This window comes from Kitasatospora sp. NPDC054939 (genome assembly GCF_053610105.1).
On record NZ_JBSGXP010000019.1, the window covers coordinates 1 to 15,897 of the forward strand.

General features: G+C 75.7%; 15 protein-coding genes. 6 read left to right on the forward strand and 9 right to left on the reverse strand.

Features of this window, described 5'->3' with window-relative positions:
- Positions 1-170 precede the first annotated feature (170 nt).
- Positions 171-1,526, reverse strand: coding sequence for a LuxR C-terminal-related transcriptional regulator (locus ACWGB8_RS08180; RefSeq protein WP_452211419.1), 1,356 nt, complete (start codon positions 1,524-1,526; stop codon positions 171-173).
- Between the two features lie 220 nt (positions 1,527-1,746).
- On the opposite strand from ACWGB8_RS08180, the gene ACWGB8_RS08185 reads away from it, so the two are divergent.
- Entirely contained in the window at positions 1,747-2,700 is a 954-nt protein-coding gene (locus ACWGB8_RS08185; protein ID WP_452211420.1) for an NADP-dependent oxidoreductase, read from the forward strand.
- Positions 2,701-2,957: 257 nt separating this feature from the next.
- Positions 2,958-3,743 (forward strand): SDR family NAD(P)-dependent oxidoreductase, encoded by a 786-nt coding sequence (locus tag ACWGB8_RS08190; protein ID WP_452211421.1) that lies wholly within the window; start codon positions 2,958-2,960, stop codon positions 3,741-3,743.
- Between the two features lie 84 nt (positions 3,744-3,827).
- Here the strand turns inward: ACWGB8_RS08190 and ACWGB8_RS08195 are convergent, their stop codons facing one another.
- The 4 genes from ACWGB8_RS08195 to ACWGB8_RS08210 all read right to left on the reverse strand — a co-directional run bounded on the left by ACWGB8_RS08195 (position 3,828) and on the right by ACWGB8_RS08210 (position 8,537).
- Positions 3,828-4,517, reverse strand: coding sequence for an ATP-binding cassette domain-containing protein (locus ACWGB8_RS08195; RefSeq protein ID WP_452211422.1), 690 nt, complete (start codon positions 4,515-4,517; stop codon positions 3,828-3,830).
- Between the two features lie 222 nt (positions 4,518-4,739).
- The gene (locus ACWGB8_RS08200; protein ID WP_452211424.1) at positions 4,740-5,480 is read right to left on the reverse strand and encodes an ABC transporter ATP-binding protein; all 741 of its coding nucleotides are present in this window, start codon (positions 5,478-5,480) and stop codon (positions 4,740-4,742) included.
- 136 nt (positions 5,481-5,616) lie between these two features.
- Complete coding sequence (locus ACWGB8_RS08205) at positions 5,617-7,689, reverse strand: ABC transporter permease subunit (RefSeq protein WP_452211426.1); 2,073 nt, start codon at positions 7,687-7,689, stop codon at positions 5,617-5,619.
- On the reverse strand, positions 7,686-8,537 hold the full coding sequence (locus ACWGB8_RS08210; protein ID WP_452211428.1) for a hypothetical protein: 852 nt from the start codon (positions 8,535-8,537) through the stop codon (positions 7,686-7,688). Before ACWGB8_RS08210 ends, ACWGB8_RS08205 begins: the two co-directional genes overlap by 4 nt.
- 177 nt (positions 8,538-8,714) lie before the next feature.
- Between ACWGB8_RS08210 and ACWGB8_RS08215 the strand changes: the two genes are divergently transcribed.
- Together ACWGB8_RS08215 and ACWGB8_RS08220 are read left to right on the forward strand one after the other, a co-directional pair.
- Positions 8,715-9,317 carry a hypothetical protein gene (locus ACWGB8_RS08215; protein WP_452211430.1) on the forward strand — a complete coding sequence of 201 codons (603 nt, stop codon included), beginning with the start codon at positions 8,715-8,717 and terminating at the stop codon, positions 9,315-9,317.
- A complete protein-coding gene (locus ACWGB8_RS08220) occupies positions 9,314-10,720 on the forward strand; it encodes an ABC transporter substrate-binding protein (RefSeq protein WP_452211517.1) in 1,407 nt (468 codons plus the stop codon). The genes ACWGB8_RS08215 and ACWGB8_RS08220 overlap by 4 nt, the downstream gene beginning before the upstream one ends.
- 67 nt (positions 10,721-10,787) lie before the next feature.
- Here ACWGB8_RS08220 and ACWGB8_RS08225 read toward each other — a convergent pair whose 3' ends face one another.
- Together ACWGB8_RS08225 and ACWGB8_RS08230 are read right to left on the reverse strand one after the other, a co-directional pair.
- Entirely contained in the window at positions 10,788-12,026 is a 1,239-nt protein-coding gene (locus ACWGB8_RS08225; RefSeq protein ID WP_452211432.1) for a PP2C family protein-serine/threonine phosphatase, read from the reverse strand.
- A gap of 98 nt (positions 12,027-12,124) precedes the next feature.
- On the reverse strand, positions 12,125-13,051 hold the full coding sequence (locus ACWGB8_RS08230) for a S41 family peptidase (protein WP_452211434.1): 927 nt from the start codon (positions 13,049-13,051) through the stop codon (positions 12,125-12,127).
- 58 nt (positions 13,052-13,109) lie between these two features.
- Between ACWGB8_RS08230 and ACWGB8_RS08235 the strand changes: the two genes are divergently transcribed.
- The gene (locus ACWGB8_RS08235) at positions 13,110-13,634 is read left to right on the forward strand and encodes an ArsR/SmtB family transcription factor (protein ID WP_452211436.1); all 525 of its coding nucleotides are present in this window, start codon (positions 13,110-13,112) and stop codon (positions 13,632-13,634) included.
- Between the two features lie 61 nt (positions 13,635-13,695).
- Here ACWGB8_RS08235 and ACWGB8_RS08240 read toward each other — a convergent pair whose 3' ends face one another.
- Complete coding sequence (locus ACWGB8_RS08240) at positions 13,696-14,118, reverse strand: MarR family winged helix-turn-helix transcriptional regulator (protein ID WP_452211438.1); 423 nt, start codon at positions 14,116-14,118, stop codon at positions 13,696-13,698.
- Between the two features lie 148 nt (positions 14,119-14,266).
- Positions 14,267-15,439, reverse strand: coding sequence for a M48 family metalloprotease (locus ACWGB8_RS08245; RefSeq protein ID WP_452211440.1), 1,173 nt, complete (start codon positions 15,437-15,439; stop codon positions 14,267-14,269).
- A gap of 147 nt (positions 15,440-15,586) precedes the next feature.
- On the opposite strand from ACWGB8_RS08245, the gene ACWGB8_RS08250 reads away from it, so the two are divergent.
- A complete protein-coding gene (locus tag ACWGB8_RS08250; protein ID WP_452211442.1) occupies positions 15,587-15,817 on the forward strand; it encodes a hypothetical protein in 231 nt (76 codons plus the stop codon).
- Positions 15,818-15,897 lie beyond the last annotated feature (80 nt).

Consider the following 15,897-nt stretch of genomic DNA (forward strand, 5'->3'; position numbering starts at 1 on the left):
CTCCGGTAGCGCGGCCGCGGGGCCGCCCGCCACGGGACGACGGGCCGCCGTTCGAGTACACGGACGGACGGCCCCGGACGGTTCGACCGGGGCCGCTGTCGCTGTGTGACCGGCTTCCGGTGTGCTGCCGCCGCTGCGTGTCCGGTCCGGGCGAGCAGTTGCCGTGCGGGTCAGGACACCGCGTGGAGCGTCGTCGTCGAGGGCAGGCCGGCGCGGTGGGCCAGGGCGGCGGCCTCGCCGCGCGAGCCGACTCCGAGCTTCGCCAGGATGTTGGCGACGTGGAACTTCACCGTGGACTCGCTGATGTGCAGGGCCTGCGCGATGTCGCGGTTGCGGCGGCCCTGAGCCAGCTGGTCCAGTACCTCCAGCTCGCGCGGGTGCAGCCCGTCCAGCGGCCCGTCCGCCGCGGCCACCGCCGGTGCGGTCAGCGGAAGTTCCACCGTCACCGTGGTGCCCCAGCCCGGCACCGCGTCCACCGCGAGCCGTCCGCCCAGCACCTGCACCCGCTCCGCGGTGCCGTGGACGGCCAGCGCCTCGACCGTCAGCAGCCCGGGGCCGTCGTCGCGCACCACCGCGCGCAGCGCGTCCCCGGTGAGCTGCCAACTCACGTGCAGCCGGCCCGGCTCCCCCTGCTCAAGCAGCGTCAGCACGGTCGACCGGACGGCCGCCCGCGCGGTCAGCGCGATGTCGGCGGGCAGCGTCCGGCCCCCCGGCGCGGTGGCCGGCGGCACCAGCTCCAGCCGTACCGGACTGTGCCGCAGCAGCGGGCGCAGCTCCTCGCCGAGCCGGGCGAACGAGGCGTCGGCCGGCTCCTCGCTCAACTCCCGGTCCAGATCGGCGTACGCGCGCAGCTCCAGCAGCGCGCCGACCGCCAGCTCGGTGGCGCCCCGGCGGGCCGCGGCATCGTCCAGCCGGGCCGAACGCAGGGTGGCGAGGATCGTGGACAGCGCCGAGGCGTGCTCCCCGGACAGTTCGGCGATCGCCTTGGCCCGCACACCCGCCGAGGCGCGGGACGCGGCGGTCTGCACCGGGGCGGCGTCCGTCGCACGGTGGTGGTTGTGCGTGGTCACCACCTCCCACAGCTGCTGCAGCACCGCCGGGACGTCCTCGCCCAGCGGCGCGTCGGAGCCGCGGACCAGGACCAGCAGCGAACCGTTGCTGTTGGCCGGCCTGGACGCCACCGCCAGCACCGGGCGCTCCCGCCCGGCGAGCACCGCCTCGCCCTGCCACGGCCGACCGGGCTCCACCAGGTCGGCGAGGTCCGCGAGTTCGCGGCTGGTGATCCGTCCCGCCACCTCCGGCGCGCCCACCGCGCTCACCGGGGAGTATGTGCAGACCCGGCTCAACTGGGCCACCGCCGTGTGCGGGACGAGATCGGCGAGCACCCGCGAGATGGTGACCATGCTTCGGGCCCGCGGCGCGCCCAGCACCTCCACGGCCCGCGCCAGTACCGCCGCCGGATCGGCCCAGCCCCCGCCGGCCGACCGGACTGCCTCCTGCGTGCCGTTCTCCCCCTGGATGTCCATGGGTTCCAGCCTAATCGCGGCCCCGCCGTCACCGCCTGGCCGTTCGGACAGGTGGGCCCGTCCGAACGACCGGCCGAACCGGGGTCGACCACCCGGCAGGCTGGATGACGTCAGCCCGACGGCGCCACGCCGACGGAGCGGGCCGGACGACCGGCCGCAGCACCCGTCGGGGCGTCGATCGGGGCGTCAATCCATCCCGGACAGAAGGATCGTGAGAATCATGACCAAGGCCATCGGTCACCACGAGTACGGCACCGCGGACGTCCTGCGCCCCATCGAGGTCGAACTGCCCCAGCCCGGCCCCGGCCAGGTGCGGATCGCCGTCCGCGCCGCCGGCGTCAACCCGCTGGACTCCAAGGTGCGCAGCGGCGTGCTGGAGGCGATCTACCCCGTGACCTTCCCGAACGTGCCCGGCAGCGAGGCGGCCGGTGTCGTCGAGGCGCTCGGCGAGGGCGTCACCGGAGTGGCCGTCGGCGACGAGGTGTTCGGCCCGACGGCGTACTTCGGCGGCTACGCCGAGCACGCCCTGCTGGCCGCCGACCGGCTGACCCGCAAGCCCGCGGGGATGAGCTGGGAGCAGGCCGCCGCCCTGCCGGTGGCCGCCGAGACCGCCTGGCGCGTCCTCGACCTGCTCGGCCTCGCCCCCGACGGCGAACTCGACGGCACCGGCGCCACCCTGCTGGTGCACGGCGCGGCCGGCGGGGTCGGCACCCTGCTGCTCCAGTTCGCCCGCTCCCGCGGGATCCGGGTGATCGGCACCGCGAGCGAGGCCAACCACGACTACCTGCGCGAACTCGGCGCGATCCCCGTCACGTACGGCGAGGGACTCGCCGAGCGCGTGCGGGCCGTCGCCCCGAACGGGGTCGACCGGGCACTGGACGCCGCCGGCCGCGGTGACGTCCTCCCGCTCTCGGTCGAACTGACCGGTGCGGCCGAGCGGGTCGTCACCATCACCGACCCGCACAGCGCCGAGACCCACGGCGTCCGGTTCACCGGCGGCGGGGAGGCCGTCGACCACCAGCGCACCGCGCAGCAGGCGGCCGTGGCGCTCTTCGAATCGGGCGGGCTGGTGCTGCCGCTGCACCGGATCTACCCGCTGGCGGACGCGGCCCGGGCGCAGCGCGACAGCGAGGCCGGGCACGTGCGGGGGAAGCTCGTCCTTTCGGTCGGTTGAGCGTGACGGTCTGCGGTGCCGACAGTGCTGGTGCTGGTGCTGGTGTGGGGTCGCGGTCCGGGCGTCGGGCCTGGGCAGGTGGCGGCGCGGGGGACGGGTCCGGCCGGGATCGGGGTCGGCAGGGGGGCGCGCGGACGGCGGGGGCGGGGGTACCGCCGTCCGCACGCGCCGACCGGGGCGGGTCCGCGGCGCGGAGTCGTGGCGCCAACTGTGCGTCGTGCGGTGCGATCTGACGTTGCCTCGCTAGAGTCGGAGCCATGAACTCCTCACCGGCTCATGGGCGGTTGGCGGGCAAGTCCTGCGTGGTCACCGGCGCGGCGAGCGGGATCGGCCGGGCCGTGGCCGAACGCTTCGCCCACGAGGGCGCCCTGGTGGTCGCCACGGACATCGACGCGGAGGGCCTCAGCCGGCTCGCCGAGGCACTGCCGGAGGCGGTGACGACGGTCGTCGGCGACGTCTCGCTGGCGGAGGACGCCCGCCGGATGGTCCGGGCGGCCGTGGAACGGCACGGTCGGATCGACGTCCTGGTGGCCAACGCGGGCGTCATCCCGCTGATGGAGATCACCGACGCCGAGGCCGAGGACTGGGACCAGGTGATGGCCGTCGACGGCCGCGGCATGTTCCTGACCTGCAAGTACGCGGTGGAGGAGATGAGCGGGGACGGCCCCGGGCGCGGAGCGGGCGGAGCGATCGTCTGTGTCTCCTCGATCTCCGGCGAGGCCGGCCAGCGCGGCCAGGCGGTGTACGGGCCCGCCAAGTTCGTCGCCTCCGGACTCACCAAGCACCTCGCCGTGGAATGGGCCGACCGCGGCATCCGGGTCAACGCCGTCGCGCCCGGCACCATCAGTACCGAGCGGGTCCACCGCCTGCGCGACGAACCCGGCGGCCCCGAATACCTGGAGGCGATCGAGCGCCTGCACCCCATGGGCCGACTGGGTGCCCCGGCGGAGGTGGCCGCGGCGGTGCTGTTCCTGGCCTCCGACGAGGCGTCCTTCATCACCGGCGCGGTGCTGCCGGTGGACGGCGGCTACCTGGCGCAGTGACTGGGCGGTCGGGCGGTCGGTGCTGGTCGGTCGGGCAGTCCGGCGGTCGATGTCGGGCACGCGCGCGGTCGGTGCAGCGCGGCCTCACTGCTGTGGGCCGAACGGTTCGGGCGTCTCGGCGGGCTCGCCGGAGAACACCACCTCCCCGCGGTGCAGCACGTGAACGGCGGCGGCCGGCGCGAGCGTTCGGGGCAGGCGCTGCGCCGCCACCACCGCCGTCCGGCCCTCGGTGGCCGCCGACCCCAGCAGGTGGGCGTGCAGGCGGGCGGCGACGTCCGGTGCCAGCCCCCGGTCCGGCTCGTCCAGCAGCAGCAGTCCCGGGCGGGCGGCCAGCGCCCGGGCGAGCGCGACGAGCTGCTGCTGGCCGCCGGAGAGCGTGCCGGTGCGGCGGGCGAGCAACTCCGCCAACTCGGGGAACACGGCGATGACTTCGGCGCGTACGGCGGTGGCGTCGCGGGGCTCGGCGGCCAGGTCCAGGTGCTCGGCGACGGTGAGTGACGGGAAGACCGCCCGCTCGGCGGGGACGAGGGCGAGCCCGTCACGGGCCCGCCGGTGCGGACGGAGCGCGGTGATGTCCCGTCCGCGTCGGAACACCTGCCCCGAGGCGAGCGGTACGAGTCCGGCGAGTGCGTGCAGCACGGTGGTCCGACCCGCACCGTTGCGGCCGAGGAGGAGCGTCACCGCCCCGGCGGGGAACGCGAGGTCCACGCCGTGGAGGGCTTCGAGCGGTCCGTAGCGGACCCGCACGTCGCGGAGGCGGGCCTCGGCGCTCATCGGTGGCCCGCGGGCTGGGGGGCGCGGCGGGCGGAGGTGGTCGTCTGTCGTCCGTCGTCGGGAGTCCGATATCGCGCGGTGGAAGTCTGAAATCTGTCAGCCGTCATCCGGTGTCTGTCATCTGCCATCGGTGATCCGCTGTCTGTCCGTTGCCATCTGCCATCTGCCGTCTGTGGTCTGTCGGTCGACATCCGTCCTCCGTCCTCCGTCCTCTGTTCGCCGTCATCCGCCATCCGTCCGGCGCCACCCCGCGCCGCCCGCCAGCACCTCCGCCGCCGGGCCGCGCGCCACCACCCGGCCTCCGGCCATGGCGTACACGGTGTCCGCGAGTTCGGCCACCAGGTCCGGGTCGTGCTCCACCAGCAGCAGCGCCATCCCGCCGTCCGCCAGCCCGCGCAGGACGGCGGCGAGCCGGGCCGTCTGGGCGGTGTCGAGGCCGGCGGCCGGTTCGTCGAGCATCAGCACCTGCGGTCGGCCCGCCAGTGCGCGGGCCAGTTCGACCAGCCGGAGCACCCCTGTCGGCAGGTCGCCCGCCGAGCGTTCGGCGACCGCGCCCAGGCCGACGGTCGCCAGGGCCTGCGCCGTGGCCTCCTCCGCCCCGCGGGCGTCAGAGCCGCGGCGTGGACGAGGGCCCCGGCCGCCCTGTTCGGCCCCGACCCGGACGTTGTCGGCGACGGTGAGGGTGGGGAAGACCGCGATCTGCTGGAAGGTCCGGGCCAGCCCGAGGCGTACCCGGGCGTGTGCGGGGGTCCGCGTGATGTCCCGGCGGGCGAGCAGGACGCGTCCGGCGTCCGGGCGGGCGGTGCCGGCCAGGCAGTCGAAGAGGGTGCTTTTCCCGGCGCCGTTCGGCCCGATCAGGGCGGTGATCCGACCGGCGGGCGCGGTCAGGTCGACCCCGGCGACGGCGGTGATGCCGCCGTACCGCCGCACCACACCACGCGCGGTGAGCCGGGTACCCGTCACCGTCCGCCTCCTTCCGTCCCGCTGCCTCCAGCCTCGGCCGCAACCACCGCCCCGGTCACCGCACCCGGTCACCCCACACGGGCAACCCATCCGGCCACCCCCCACAGGCACACCCGCACCGCGCCCCCGTCGCGGTTCACGTGCTTCGCCCCGTCGTGCGTTCCGCGCCCGCGCCCGCGCCCGCTCCCGCTCCCGCTCCCACCCCCGTTCCCCGCGCCTGCCGGGCCGCGTGGATCCGGGCGCGGGCCCGTCGTCCGGCGGCCGTCAGCCGTACGCCGGCACCACCCGGCCCGACGCCGGCCTCCGGACACTCCGGCCGTGCCGTGCGGCGGGGGCGGAGGTGGGCGGCGAGGCCGCCGGGGAGTCGGCCGACGGCGGCTGCCAGCAGGCCGACGGCGACCGCCGAGACGCCGGTGACGGTGCCCGTGTCCAGGCCGACCAGCAGCGCGGCGGCCAGGAGTGCGCCGACGGCGCTGTCCGCGCCGACCACGACCACCGCGGCGAACCACACCAGCCCCTGGACCGGGTCGAAGGTGGCCGCGTCGAAGGCCCGTCCGCCGAGGCCGAGCAGTCCGCCGCCGAGTGCGGCCAGGGCGGCGCCGGCCATGAAGGCGAACAGTTTGAGCCCGGGCACGTCGACACCCGCGGCTACCGCGCCCGGCTCGTGGTCGCGCATCGCGGTCAGGGCCCGGCCGAGTCGTCCCCGGTGGAGGCGGTGGACGAGCAGCAGGCCGGCGCCGAGCAGGAGCAGTTCGACCAGGTAGAAGGCGCGGTCGGCGGCGAGCAGGGCGGGGCGGTCCAGGGTGAGCCCGGTGGTGGCGTACGGCTGCTGGAAGACGAAGCGGCTCAGTGCCGTGCCGACGGCGAGGGTGACCAGGGCGAGCGCCAGGCCGCGGCGGCGGATGGCGGGGCGGCCGGTGAGCAGGCCGAGCGGGGCGGTGGCGAGGACGGCGAGCAGCAGGGCCGGTACGGCGGGCAGGGCGGGAAGGCCGGGGACGCGTCCGGACATCAGCAGTCCGGTGCCGAGCGCGCCCAGCCCGGCATATCCGGCCTGGCCGAGGGAGATCTGCCCGCCGTAACCGGTCACCACCACGACCGACAGCAGCACCAGGGCGAGCGCGGGCACCGCCAGCGCTCCCCGCAGGTCGTCGCCGCGGAAGCCGAGCGGCAGCAGGAGCAGTACCGCGCAGACGACCGGCCCCACTCGTCCGCCGCCGGAGGGCCGGGCGGGGAGCGGGGCGCGGCCGTCGTCGGCGAGCCGGGTGCCGGCCACCAGGGCGGCGACCAGCAGGGCGATCACGAAGAGGTTGGCCTGGACGGCCTGGACGAGGGGGAGCAGTCGGCCGGACGGGCGCAGCCGGGTCAGTTCGCTCTGCAGGATGCCGAGCCCGAGACCGGTGGCCACCGCGACGGGCAGCGAGCGCAGGCGGGCGGCCACGGCGACGGCCATCGTCTCCATCACCAGCAGCGGGAGTCCGTACGGGTCGAGCAGCAGGTAGGGGGCGAGGGCGATGCCGACCAGGCCGGCGGTGAACGAGCCGAACGCCCAGCCGGCGGCGGAGACCCGGTCGGCGTTCACCCCGCCGAGTGCGGCGAGCCGGCGGTCGTCGACCACCGCGCGCAACCGCAGTCCGAACCGCGTGCAGCGGGTGGTCGCGGTGACGGCGGCGCACAGCAGCACGATCGCGGCGAGCTGCGCCACGGTGTCGGGCCGCACGCTGTGGCCGCCCGGGAGGCCGATCGGGGTGCCGCCGAACGGGGAGGGGGCGCCGGCCAGCGGGGCGGGGCCCCAGACCAGGACGGCGGTGCCGATCAGCAGGACGAACACGCCGATCCCGGCGACCAGCGTCTCGGCCGGTCCGGCACCGCGTCGCTGGAGCGGGCGGTGGACGAGGACGTCCAGCAGCACCCCGAGGGCGGGGGCGACGAGCAGCAGGCAGCAGGCGACGGCGGGCCAGACGGGCCAATGGCGGACCACCACGAGTTCGCGCAGCAGGTAGGCGATGATCATGGCCTGGGCGCCCTGGGCGAGGTTCAGCACCCCGGTGGCCCGGTGGCAGACCACCAACCCGATGCCGCTGAGCGCCGCGGCCCCGCCGACGGTGAGCCCGGCGAGCGCCAGGTCGACGGTCAGGTCGAGCTCGCCGCCGGCGGAGGCGAGCGGGAACGCACCGGACGGTCCGCCGACCGGCCCGGCCCCGGGCGTCATCCGGCGACCTCCGGGGGGTCCGGAGGCTGCGGGTGGCTTGGGGCGTCCGGGGCCTCCGGGGGCCTGCGGGCCTCGGCCTCCGCCGTCGCGGGGTCGTCCGGGGCCTTCGGGGCGTCCGGGGTCGGCGGCGGCGCGGGGTCGCAGAGCCGGCACGGCGTGAGCCCGCGGTTCCGTACGGCCTGCGGGTCGACCGGTGCGGCGAGGTCCTTGCCGGCGATCAGCGGGCAGTCGGGGCGGTGGTAGAAGGTGCCCCCGGGGACGGACAGCGGGCTGTTCGTGGCGGGGGGAGCCGCGGCCGGGGCAGCGGTACCGTCGGCACCGCCGTCCGCGTGCGCCGGATCGTCCACCCGCGACCGTTCGTCCGTGTGTGCCGGATCCTCCTGCGGCGCCGGGTCCTCCGCCCGCGCAGCTTCATGCGTCCACGAACGTTCGGGCTGCGGCGACGTTCCTGGCTCGGGTGCATCTGCGGGTACGGGTGCAGGTCCGGATCCGGGCCCGGACTCGGGTTCGACCAGCAGCGCGTACAACTGCTCGACCCGCCGGTCCGTGGCGCCGTCGGCACCGGACGGGCCGCGGCCGGGGCCGGGGCCGGGGCCGAAGGGGCGGAGGGCGACCAGGACGGTTCCGGACACGATCAGCGCGGCGCCGGGGACGGTGGCCGAGGCGAGGAGGGGCAGCTGCTGTTCGATGCGGTGTTCACCCGAGATGCCGTACCAGCCCAGGACGCAGAGGGCCGCCCCGGCCGCCACGACGATCCAGCCCAGCCATTCGCGGGCAGCCCTGAGCAGCCGGACCGCGCCGCCGGCGGCGGTGTGCCGGACTTCCTCCCCGGATTGCGATTCGTCCATGGATCCGCCTTGATGGTGTCACTTGCGACATTTCCAGCATCGGCACCCGACGGCATCCCGAACACGAACACGAACGCGCCGGCCACGAACGCACCCGACGCGAACGCACCAGCCACGAACGCACCAGCCACGAACGCACCAGCCACGAACGCACCAGACACGAACAAGAGGGACACCATGCACGTGACGCAGAGCGGCGCCCGCAGGCGCGGAGGCCCGGTCCGGTGGTCCGTGAGCGTGCTGCTCGCGGTCGTGCTGCTCGGCACACTGGCCGGCTGCGGCGACGACAACGGCTCGGGCTCCTCGTCCTCCCCGTCGCCGACCGCGACGGCCACCGGTTCGCCGACCGGCACCGGCTCGCCGGGTGCGACCTCCACCGCCTCGCCGACGGGGACGGCCCCGGCCGACCTCACGGTGGCGGAAGCGGAGGTCACCGGGAACTGGGAGGACTTCTTCTCCCCGGAGACCTCCCTCGCCGACAAGGCCCGTCTCCTGCAGAACGGTGACCAGCTGGTGCCGGTGCTGCAGGGCTTCGGCCAGGACCCGCGGGTGAGCCAGGTGCAGGCGAACGTGACCGACGTGGCGTTCACCTCGGCGACCGAGGCGACCGTCACCTACGAGCTCACCCTCCAGGGCACCGTGGTCGAACCGGCCGCCACCGGGCAGGCTGTTCTCGACAACGGCGTCTGGAAGGTCTCCCGCTCCACCCTCTGCGGCCTGGTGACACAGGCCGGTGCCAGCGCCGGTACCAGCCCCAGCCCGCTGCCCGGGTGCAGCTGACCCCCTCCGACCCCGTGCAGCCGAGGCCGCTCCGGAGCGCCGTCCGGGCCGCCGCCGCCGTCGCAGCACTCCTGCTGACGGCGGTGGCGGCCACGGCCTGCGGCACCCGCCTGCCGGACAGCGCCTTCACCGCACCGGTCACCACGGCTCCGGCGACCGGGACCACCGGAAGCGCGGCGAACGGCGGTGCCACCGACACCGGGGTCACCGCCACGGAGATCCGTATCGGCATGGTCACCTCGCTGACCAGCCCGGTCGGCAGCGAGGTGTTCAGCGGGCCGCGGTACGGCGCGCTGGCCTTCTTCCGCTCCCTCAACGAGCGCGGCGGCCTGCACGGGCGCACCGTCAAGGTCGTCACCTGCGACGACGGCGGAAGCGGCATCGGCAACCAGGACTGCGTACACCGGCTGATCGACCGCGACCAGGTGTTCGCCCTGGTCTCGGGCAGTTCGCTGGACTACGCGGGCGCCCCCTTCGTCAGCGGGCGGGGTGTGCCGGACGTCGGCGGCCAGCCGATCGGCACCGCGTACGATCGCTGGCCGCACCTGTACGCGATCCACGGCAGCAGTGCTCCGCGCGACGGGCACGCGGTCGGCTGGAACGGCACCCTCTACCAGTCCACGGAGGTGTTCCGGTTCTTCAAGGAGCGGCTGGGTGCGCGGAGTGCCGCCGTGGTCGCGTACAACCAGGCCGACTCGGCCCGCTACGCCGACCAGCTGCGCGCCGGGCTGGAGGCCGAGGGGTACCGGGTGCTGGTGCAGACCGTCGACTTCGCCCTGCCGAACTTCCAGGCGGTGGCCGCCGCCGTCCGGGCCGACGGCTCCCAGCTGCTCTTCGACGCGATGGACACCCGGGGCAACGCCGCGCTCTGCCGGGCCCTGGACGAGGCCGGGGTGCGGCTCGCGGCCAAGGTCACCAACGTGCAGAACTGGTCCGCCGGCGTCGGCCGCGACTACCAGACCTCACCCGTCTGCCGCAGCAGCCTCTGGGCGACCTCGGCCACCCTCAACTACGAGGACGCGGACCGGTACCCGGCGGTCCGCGAGTTCCGGACCGCGATGGCGCAGTGGTACCCGGACCGCGAACCGCTGCTCTCCGCCTGGGAACTGGAGGGCTGGGCCGGGGCCCAATGGCTCACCGACGCCCTCGACTCCTGCGGGGCGGAACCGACCAGGGCCTGCGTCGAGCGCTTCCTGAACCGCCCCGAGCCGTACGACGCGCACGGGCTGATCCTGCCCGCGTCCTTCGTCCCGGAGCCGGCGCCGAGCGGGCCGACCCGGGCCTGCCTGAACGCCGCCCGCTGGGAGGACGCCGCCGGGGGAGGCCGCGGCGGGTGGGTCACCCAGGTGGAGTCGATGACCGACACCTGCTTCGAGGTTCCGCAGCTGCCGTACACCCCCTGACGCCGCCGCACCGAACCCCCGCCGCACCGAACCCCCGCCGCACCGAACCCCGCGGGCCGGGGGCGGGTCAGTCCGGCAGGCGCTCTACCAGCACCATCGCCGCGTCGTCGTCCAGCCGGCCGCCGACGTGCGCCAGCAGGTCGCGGCGCAGGTGCGGCAGGAGGGCGCCGCGGGGCTCGGCGCGCCAGCCGGCGATCCGCTCGGTGAGCGGGTAGAAGCTGCGGTTGCCGTTGCGGGCCTCGATCACGCCGTCGGTGTAGATCAGCAGGCGGTCGCCGGGGACGAACGGGAAGACCTCCACCCGGTAGCCGCCCGGGGCCAGTTCGCCGAGGCCGAGCGGCGGCGCCGGGTGCTGCGAGACCAGGGCCGAGACGGCGCGGCCGTCGTCGGCGGGCAGCAGCAGGGGCGGCGGGTGGCCGCAGTCGATCAGCCGGACGACCGAGCCGTCGTCGGGGATGTCCAGCACGACCGCGGTGATGAAGGACTCGCCCGGCGCCTCGTCCAGGCCGTCCCCGTCCCCACCGCCCCCGGCGCCGTCCCCGTCCCCACCGCCCCCGGCGCCGCCCCCGCCCCCGCCCCCGCCGCCCGCGCCACCGCTCGGGCCGCTGCCGCTCGGCGGGTTCCTCGGCTGGGAGAGGTCCCAGCAGACGCTGCCGTCCAGGTAGGCGGCGAGGCCGGGGAGGGTGGCGTGCAGGTGGGCGGCGGCGCGGAAGGCCCCGAGCAGCAGGGCGGCTTCCCCGAGCGAGGCGAGGCCCTTGCCGCGGACGTCGCCGACCAGCAGCCGGGTGCCGGTGGCGGTACGGGCCGCCGCGTACAGGTCGCCGCCGACCTGGGCCTCCGCCTCCGCCGCCAGGTACACCGAGGACAGGTGCAGCGGGCCGATCCGCTCCGGCAGCGGGCGCAGCAGGACCCGCTGGGCCGCCTCCGAGACCGTGCGGACCTGGGCGAGCCGGCGCTCGTACCGGTCGCGCAGCGCGCGCAGGCCGACGATGAGGGTGGAGATCAGGACGAGCGCGCCGATCTGGGTCTCGTGGTTGGGGTCGAAGAACCCGTCCCTGGACGCCGCGATGACCACCTGCGCGGCCACGGCCAGCACGGCGACCACGGTGGTGGCGCGGGTGCCCGAGAAGGAGGCGGCCAGCGCGGGTGCGACGACCAGCAGCGGTCCGAGGTGGATCTGCGGCGGGGCCAGGACGTCGACGACGGTGATCGCGACGATCAGGGCGAGCGCGATCGCCGTCAGCGCGCGGCGGTCGGGCCGCCAGGGCCGGCGGGATTCGGGTGCGGGGTACTGCCGCAGGGGCACGTCTCCTCTGTACACCGGGCAGCGGCGGGGCGCACCCCGTGGCCCGGCCCGTGCGCGACGGAACCCGTCGGACACCGGCCGGGCGCGGGGCGGCTGTGTCAGGCCCGGTCCTCCGCCAGCCGCGCCGAGGCCAGCGCCAGCGCGCGGTCGAGCGCCTCCCCGGCCTCGCACGGCACGTCGGGCTGGACGCCGGTGCCCTCCCAGTTGGTGCCCGAGACGGGGTTGACCCCGCGGGCGATCGGTACGGTGAGTTCCAGGTGCGGGTGCACCGTCCAGCCCTCGCGCGGGTGCGCGCCGCCGCGGGTGGCCTCCCCGACGACCTGGGCGCGCCCGAGCTGCTGCAGGTCGTAGGCGAGCTCCTCACCCCCGGAGAAGGTCTGCGCGCTCGTGAGCACGTAGAGCGGCTTGCTGCCGCCGAAGCGGGCCCCCGGTACGAACGGGGGCGTCCAGGACTGCTCGGCCACCTCCCCCTGCCGGGAGACCATGGTGTTGAGGTGGGTGCGGCCGTCGAGGAGGTAGCCGCAGATGAAGGCCACGGTGTCCGGGTCGCCGCCGAGGTTGCGGCGCAGATCCAGGACGAGGGCGCGGGCGGGCGCCACCAGCGAGAGCGCCGCGGTCAGCTGCTCCGCCGCCCAGGACAGCGGGAACACCGCGGGCGCGATCTCCAGTACCGCGACGCCGTCACCGAGGAGTTCCACGCGCGGTGTGCCGTGCAGGGAGTCGTCGAACTTCCGCCGCATCGCGGCGAGGGTCGCCGCGCCCTGCTCCGGCGGTACCGGCTCGGCGTGGTACTTGAGGCCCAGGTGCAGGTCGCCGTTGACGGACCGCAGATCGACGGTGACCGCCTCCGCCAACTCCTCGGCGGTTCCGGCCGGGTAGGCGCCCGCTGCGCTCCGGCGCCGGAGCAGGTCCGCCAACTGCCCGGCGACATCGGGGAAGACGTAGTTCTCGGCGACCAGGTCGGCGATCGAGTCGACGACGGCGGCGGTGTCCGGGAGCGCGGGTGACGAGGTGATGGTGGTCATGGGCAGGGAGTGAACCAGCGGCTTGCCAAAGCGTCAAATGCTCTTAACACTTGATTGGGTGAGCCATCAACCGGATGCCGACGTCCAGCAGGTCGACACGCCCCAGCAGCACGCCGCCCTCGCCCATCCGCTGCGCCAGCGCCTGCTCTTCGCCCTGAGCCGGCGGCCGTCGACGATCAGTCGGCTGGCCGCGCAGCTGGGAGTGAACAAGGGCAGCGTCTCCCACCACCTCGGGGTGCTGTGCGAGGCGGGGCTGGTCCGGCAGGCGGGAACGCGGCAGGTCCGCGGCGGCACCGAGAAGTACTACCGGCGGACCGCCGAGCGCCTCCACGTGGCCGAGCCGCAGGCCGAGGGCACCGCAGCGCTGCTCGGCGCCGTCGCCCAGGAGCTGGACCGCTCCCCCGGCGACCACCTGCTGAGGCTGCGCCACCTCCGGCTCAGCCCGGCGAAGGCGGCACGGCTGGCCGAGGTGCTGGACGCCCTGGTCGACGAGACGGAGGAGGACCCGGAGGGCGAGCCGGTGCACGGTCTGCTGGTGACGCTCTACCAGCAGGCCGAGCCCCCGTCGCGGGCCCGGCGGTGACCGTCCCGTCGCACCGCATCCCGCGGTCGCCTTCGACAACGCTCGTGGTCAGTACACCTGGCTAGTCCTCGGCGCCGTACCGGGCCAGATAGCCGGCGAAGCGGGACAGGTCCTCGTCGGACCAGTCGGTGAAGCGGGCCGAGAACGAGAGCCGGCGCTGCTCGTGCGCCTCCCGCAGCAGGGTGAGCCCCGCGTCGGTGGCCCGCAGGATCTGCCCGCGCTGGTCGTCCGGGTCGGTCTCGCGGCGCAGCAGTCCGAGCCTCTCCAGGGCGGCCACCTGCCGGCTGACCGTGGACTTGTCGAGCATGAAGTACGAGGCGACGTCGGCGGCCCGGCAGCCGCCGCGCTCGTTGATCAGGTCCAGGATGCTGTACGTGACCAGCGAGAGGTCCGGGTGCAGCTGGGACGCCTTGTGCCGGGCCCGGCGGGCGAAGGCGGTCAGCTCGCGCTGGATGGTGTCGATCGACGACTCACGGCCTGCCACGGCGGCACCTGCCTCCTCGGGTGGATCCGGGATCCTGGATCCTGATTCCTGAACCCGTTGCCTTGCGCAACGGCCTCGGCCGGTCCGGCGGCGCGGCACCGCCGGACCGGCGCGAGGGGCACCGGGGCTCCCGCGGCGCCCCCTCTCCCTACAGTGACTCGGGCGTCTGCTCCCTGCCCGCCGACGCCCGCCAGGCGCGGGCCGCCGCGATCCGGCGCACCGCGCTCGGGTGCGTGGCGAACAGCAGCTCCAGCGCGCGCGGCGGATCCACGTCGGACACGTTGGCCACCGCCAGCCGCCGCTGCATCGCCACGAACCGGTCGGCGTCCCGGGTGAGTTCGAGCGCGTGGCGGTCGGCCCGCGTCTCGATCCGGCGGCTCACCGCGCACTGCACCGGCCCCGACGCCGCCCCCAGTACCGCCGCGCACGCCGCCAGCAGCGGCAGCGCCCCGGGATCGCCCGCGTCCGGCACCCCGGCCGCCTCCAGCAGCGGGGTCCAGGTGCTCAGCAGGCCCAGTACGGCGACCACCACGGCCGCACCCAGTGCGCCCAGCAGCGTCCCGGTCGGTACGTCCCGGTGCTTCACGTGCCCCAGCTCGTGTGCCACCACCAGCTCCACCTCGCGCGGATCGGCGGTCGACAGCAGGGTGTCGTACACCACCACCCGGCGGGTCGCGCCCAGCCCGGAGACGTACGCGTTGAGTGCGGTCGTCCGCCGCGAGGCGTCCGCGACCAGTACGTCCCGGACCCGGATGCCGTCCCGCGCGGCCAGCTCCAGCAGGGACTCCCGCAGCGGGCCGGGGGGCATCGGCGAGAAGCGGTTGAACACCGGCTCCACGACCAGCGGGTGCAGGAACGACAGGGCCGCCGTGAGCAGCGCCGCCGCGCCCGCCGCCGGCAGCCACCAGCGCTCCGGCGAGCGGCCGGTCAGCGCGAACAGGCCGAGGGCGAGCGGCAGCATCAGGCCGAGGGTCAGCGCCAGCCCGCGCAGCCCGTCCACCGCCCAGCCGCCCCAGCCCTGGGTCACCAGTCCGTACCGGGCCCGCACCGCCCGCACCCGGGCGCCGAACGGCAGTTGCAGCAGCTGACCCAGCACCACCAGCGCCGCCGCACCCGCCAGCACCTCGGCCGCCCACGACCCGCCGAACCAGCCGCCCACCGCCGCCACCAGCCCGGCCCCGGCCGGCGTCAGCCCGAGCACCAGCAGCAGCGCCAGCCCCGCCACCCGGCCGGCCAGCAGCCAGGGCACCTGCTCGCGGCGCAGCGCCCGGCCGCGGGCGCGCTCGGCGGGGGTGAAGTCGGCGTCGGCGTCGTGGTCCATCCGCCCAGCATGGCGTACGGCGCAGGATGGCCGGATCCGGACGGGGCCGGTGGGGCGGGCGTTGTCGGTGGGACGGGCGGGGTGGCAGCATCACATCTGACCGAGGCCCGACAAGCGGGCTCGGGGACATGGGGGACTCACATGCGCATGCGCGTACTCGCAGGATCGGCCCTGCTCGCCGCGGCGGCCGTCGCGACGCTCGGCGGCCCGGCCACGGCCGCTCCGGCCGCCCCGGCGGTCGTCGCCGCCGACGACCGGTGGACGGTGACCGGGCAGGCCGACGACCAGTGGACCGTGATCGGGCAGGACGACCCGTGGACCGTCGTCGTCCGCGACGACCCGTGGACCGTGGCGACCGGGGACGACCCCTGGGTCTGACGCCCGCCCCCCGGTAGCTCCGGGGGCGACCGGCCGACGGACCGGGCCCTGCTCCTCGTCCCGGGCGGTCGCGCCGATGC

Excerpts from the sequence above, each read along its gene's own strand:
- ACWGB8_RS08215 (WP_452211430.1), top strand. The coding sequence starts at position 8,715 with ATGCACGTGACGCAGAGCGGCGCCCGCAGGCGCGGAGGCCCGGTCCGG.
- ACWGB8_RS08190 (WP_452211421.1), top strand. The coding sequence starts at position 2,958 with ATGAACTCCTCACCGGCTCATGGGCGGTTGGCGGGCAAGTCCTGCGTG.
- ACWGB8_RS08205 (WP_452211426.1), bottom strand. The coding sequence starts at position 7,689 with ATGACGCCCGGGGCCGGGCCGGTCGGCGGACCGTCCGGTGCGTTCCCG.
- ACWGB8_RS08230 (WP_452211434.1), bottom strand. The coding sequence starts at position 13,051 with ATGACCACCATCACCTCGTCACCCGCGCTCCCGGACACCGCCGCCGTC.
- ACWGB8_RS08210 (WP_452211428.1), bottom strand. The coding sequence starts at position 8,537 with ATGGACGAATCGCAATCCGGGGAGGAAGTCCGGCACACCGCCGCCGGC.
- ACWGB8_RS08180 (WP_452211419.1), bottom strand. The coding sequence starts at position 1,526 with ATGGACATCCAGGGGGAGAACGGCACGCAGGAGGCAGTCCGGTCGGCC.
- ACWGB8_RS08185 (WP_452211420.1), top strand. The coding sequence starts at position 1,747 with ATGACCAAGGCCATCGGTCACCACGAGTACGGCACCGCGGACGTCCTG.
- ACWGB8_RS08250 (WP_452211442.1), top strand. The coding sequence starts at position 15,587 with ATGCGCGTACTCGCAGGATCGGCCCTGCTCGCCGCGGCGGCCGTCGCG.
- ACWGB8_RS08195 (WP_452211422.1), bottom strand. The coding sequence starts at position 4,517 with ATGAGCGCCGAGGCCCGCCTCCGCGACGTGCGGGTCCGCTACGGACCG.
- ACWGB8_RS08245 (WP_452211440.1), bottom strand. The coding sequence starts at position 15,439 with ATGGACCACGACGCCGACGCCGACTTCACCCCCGCCGAGCGCGCCCGC.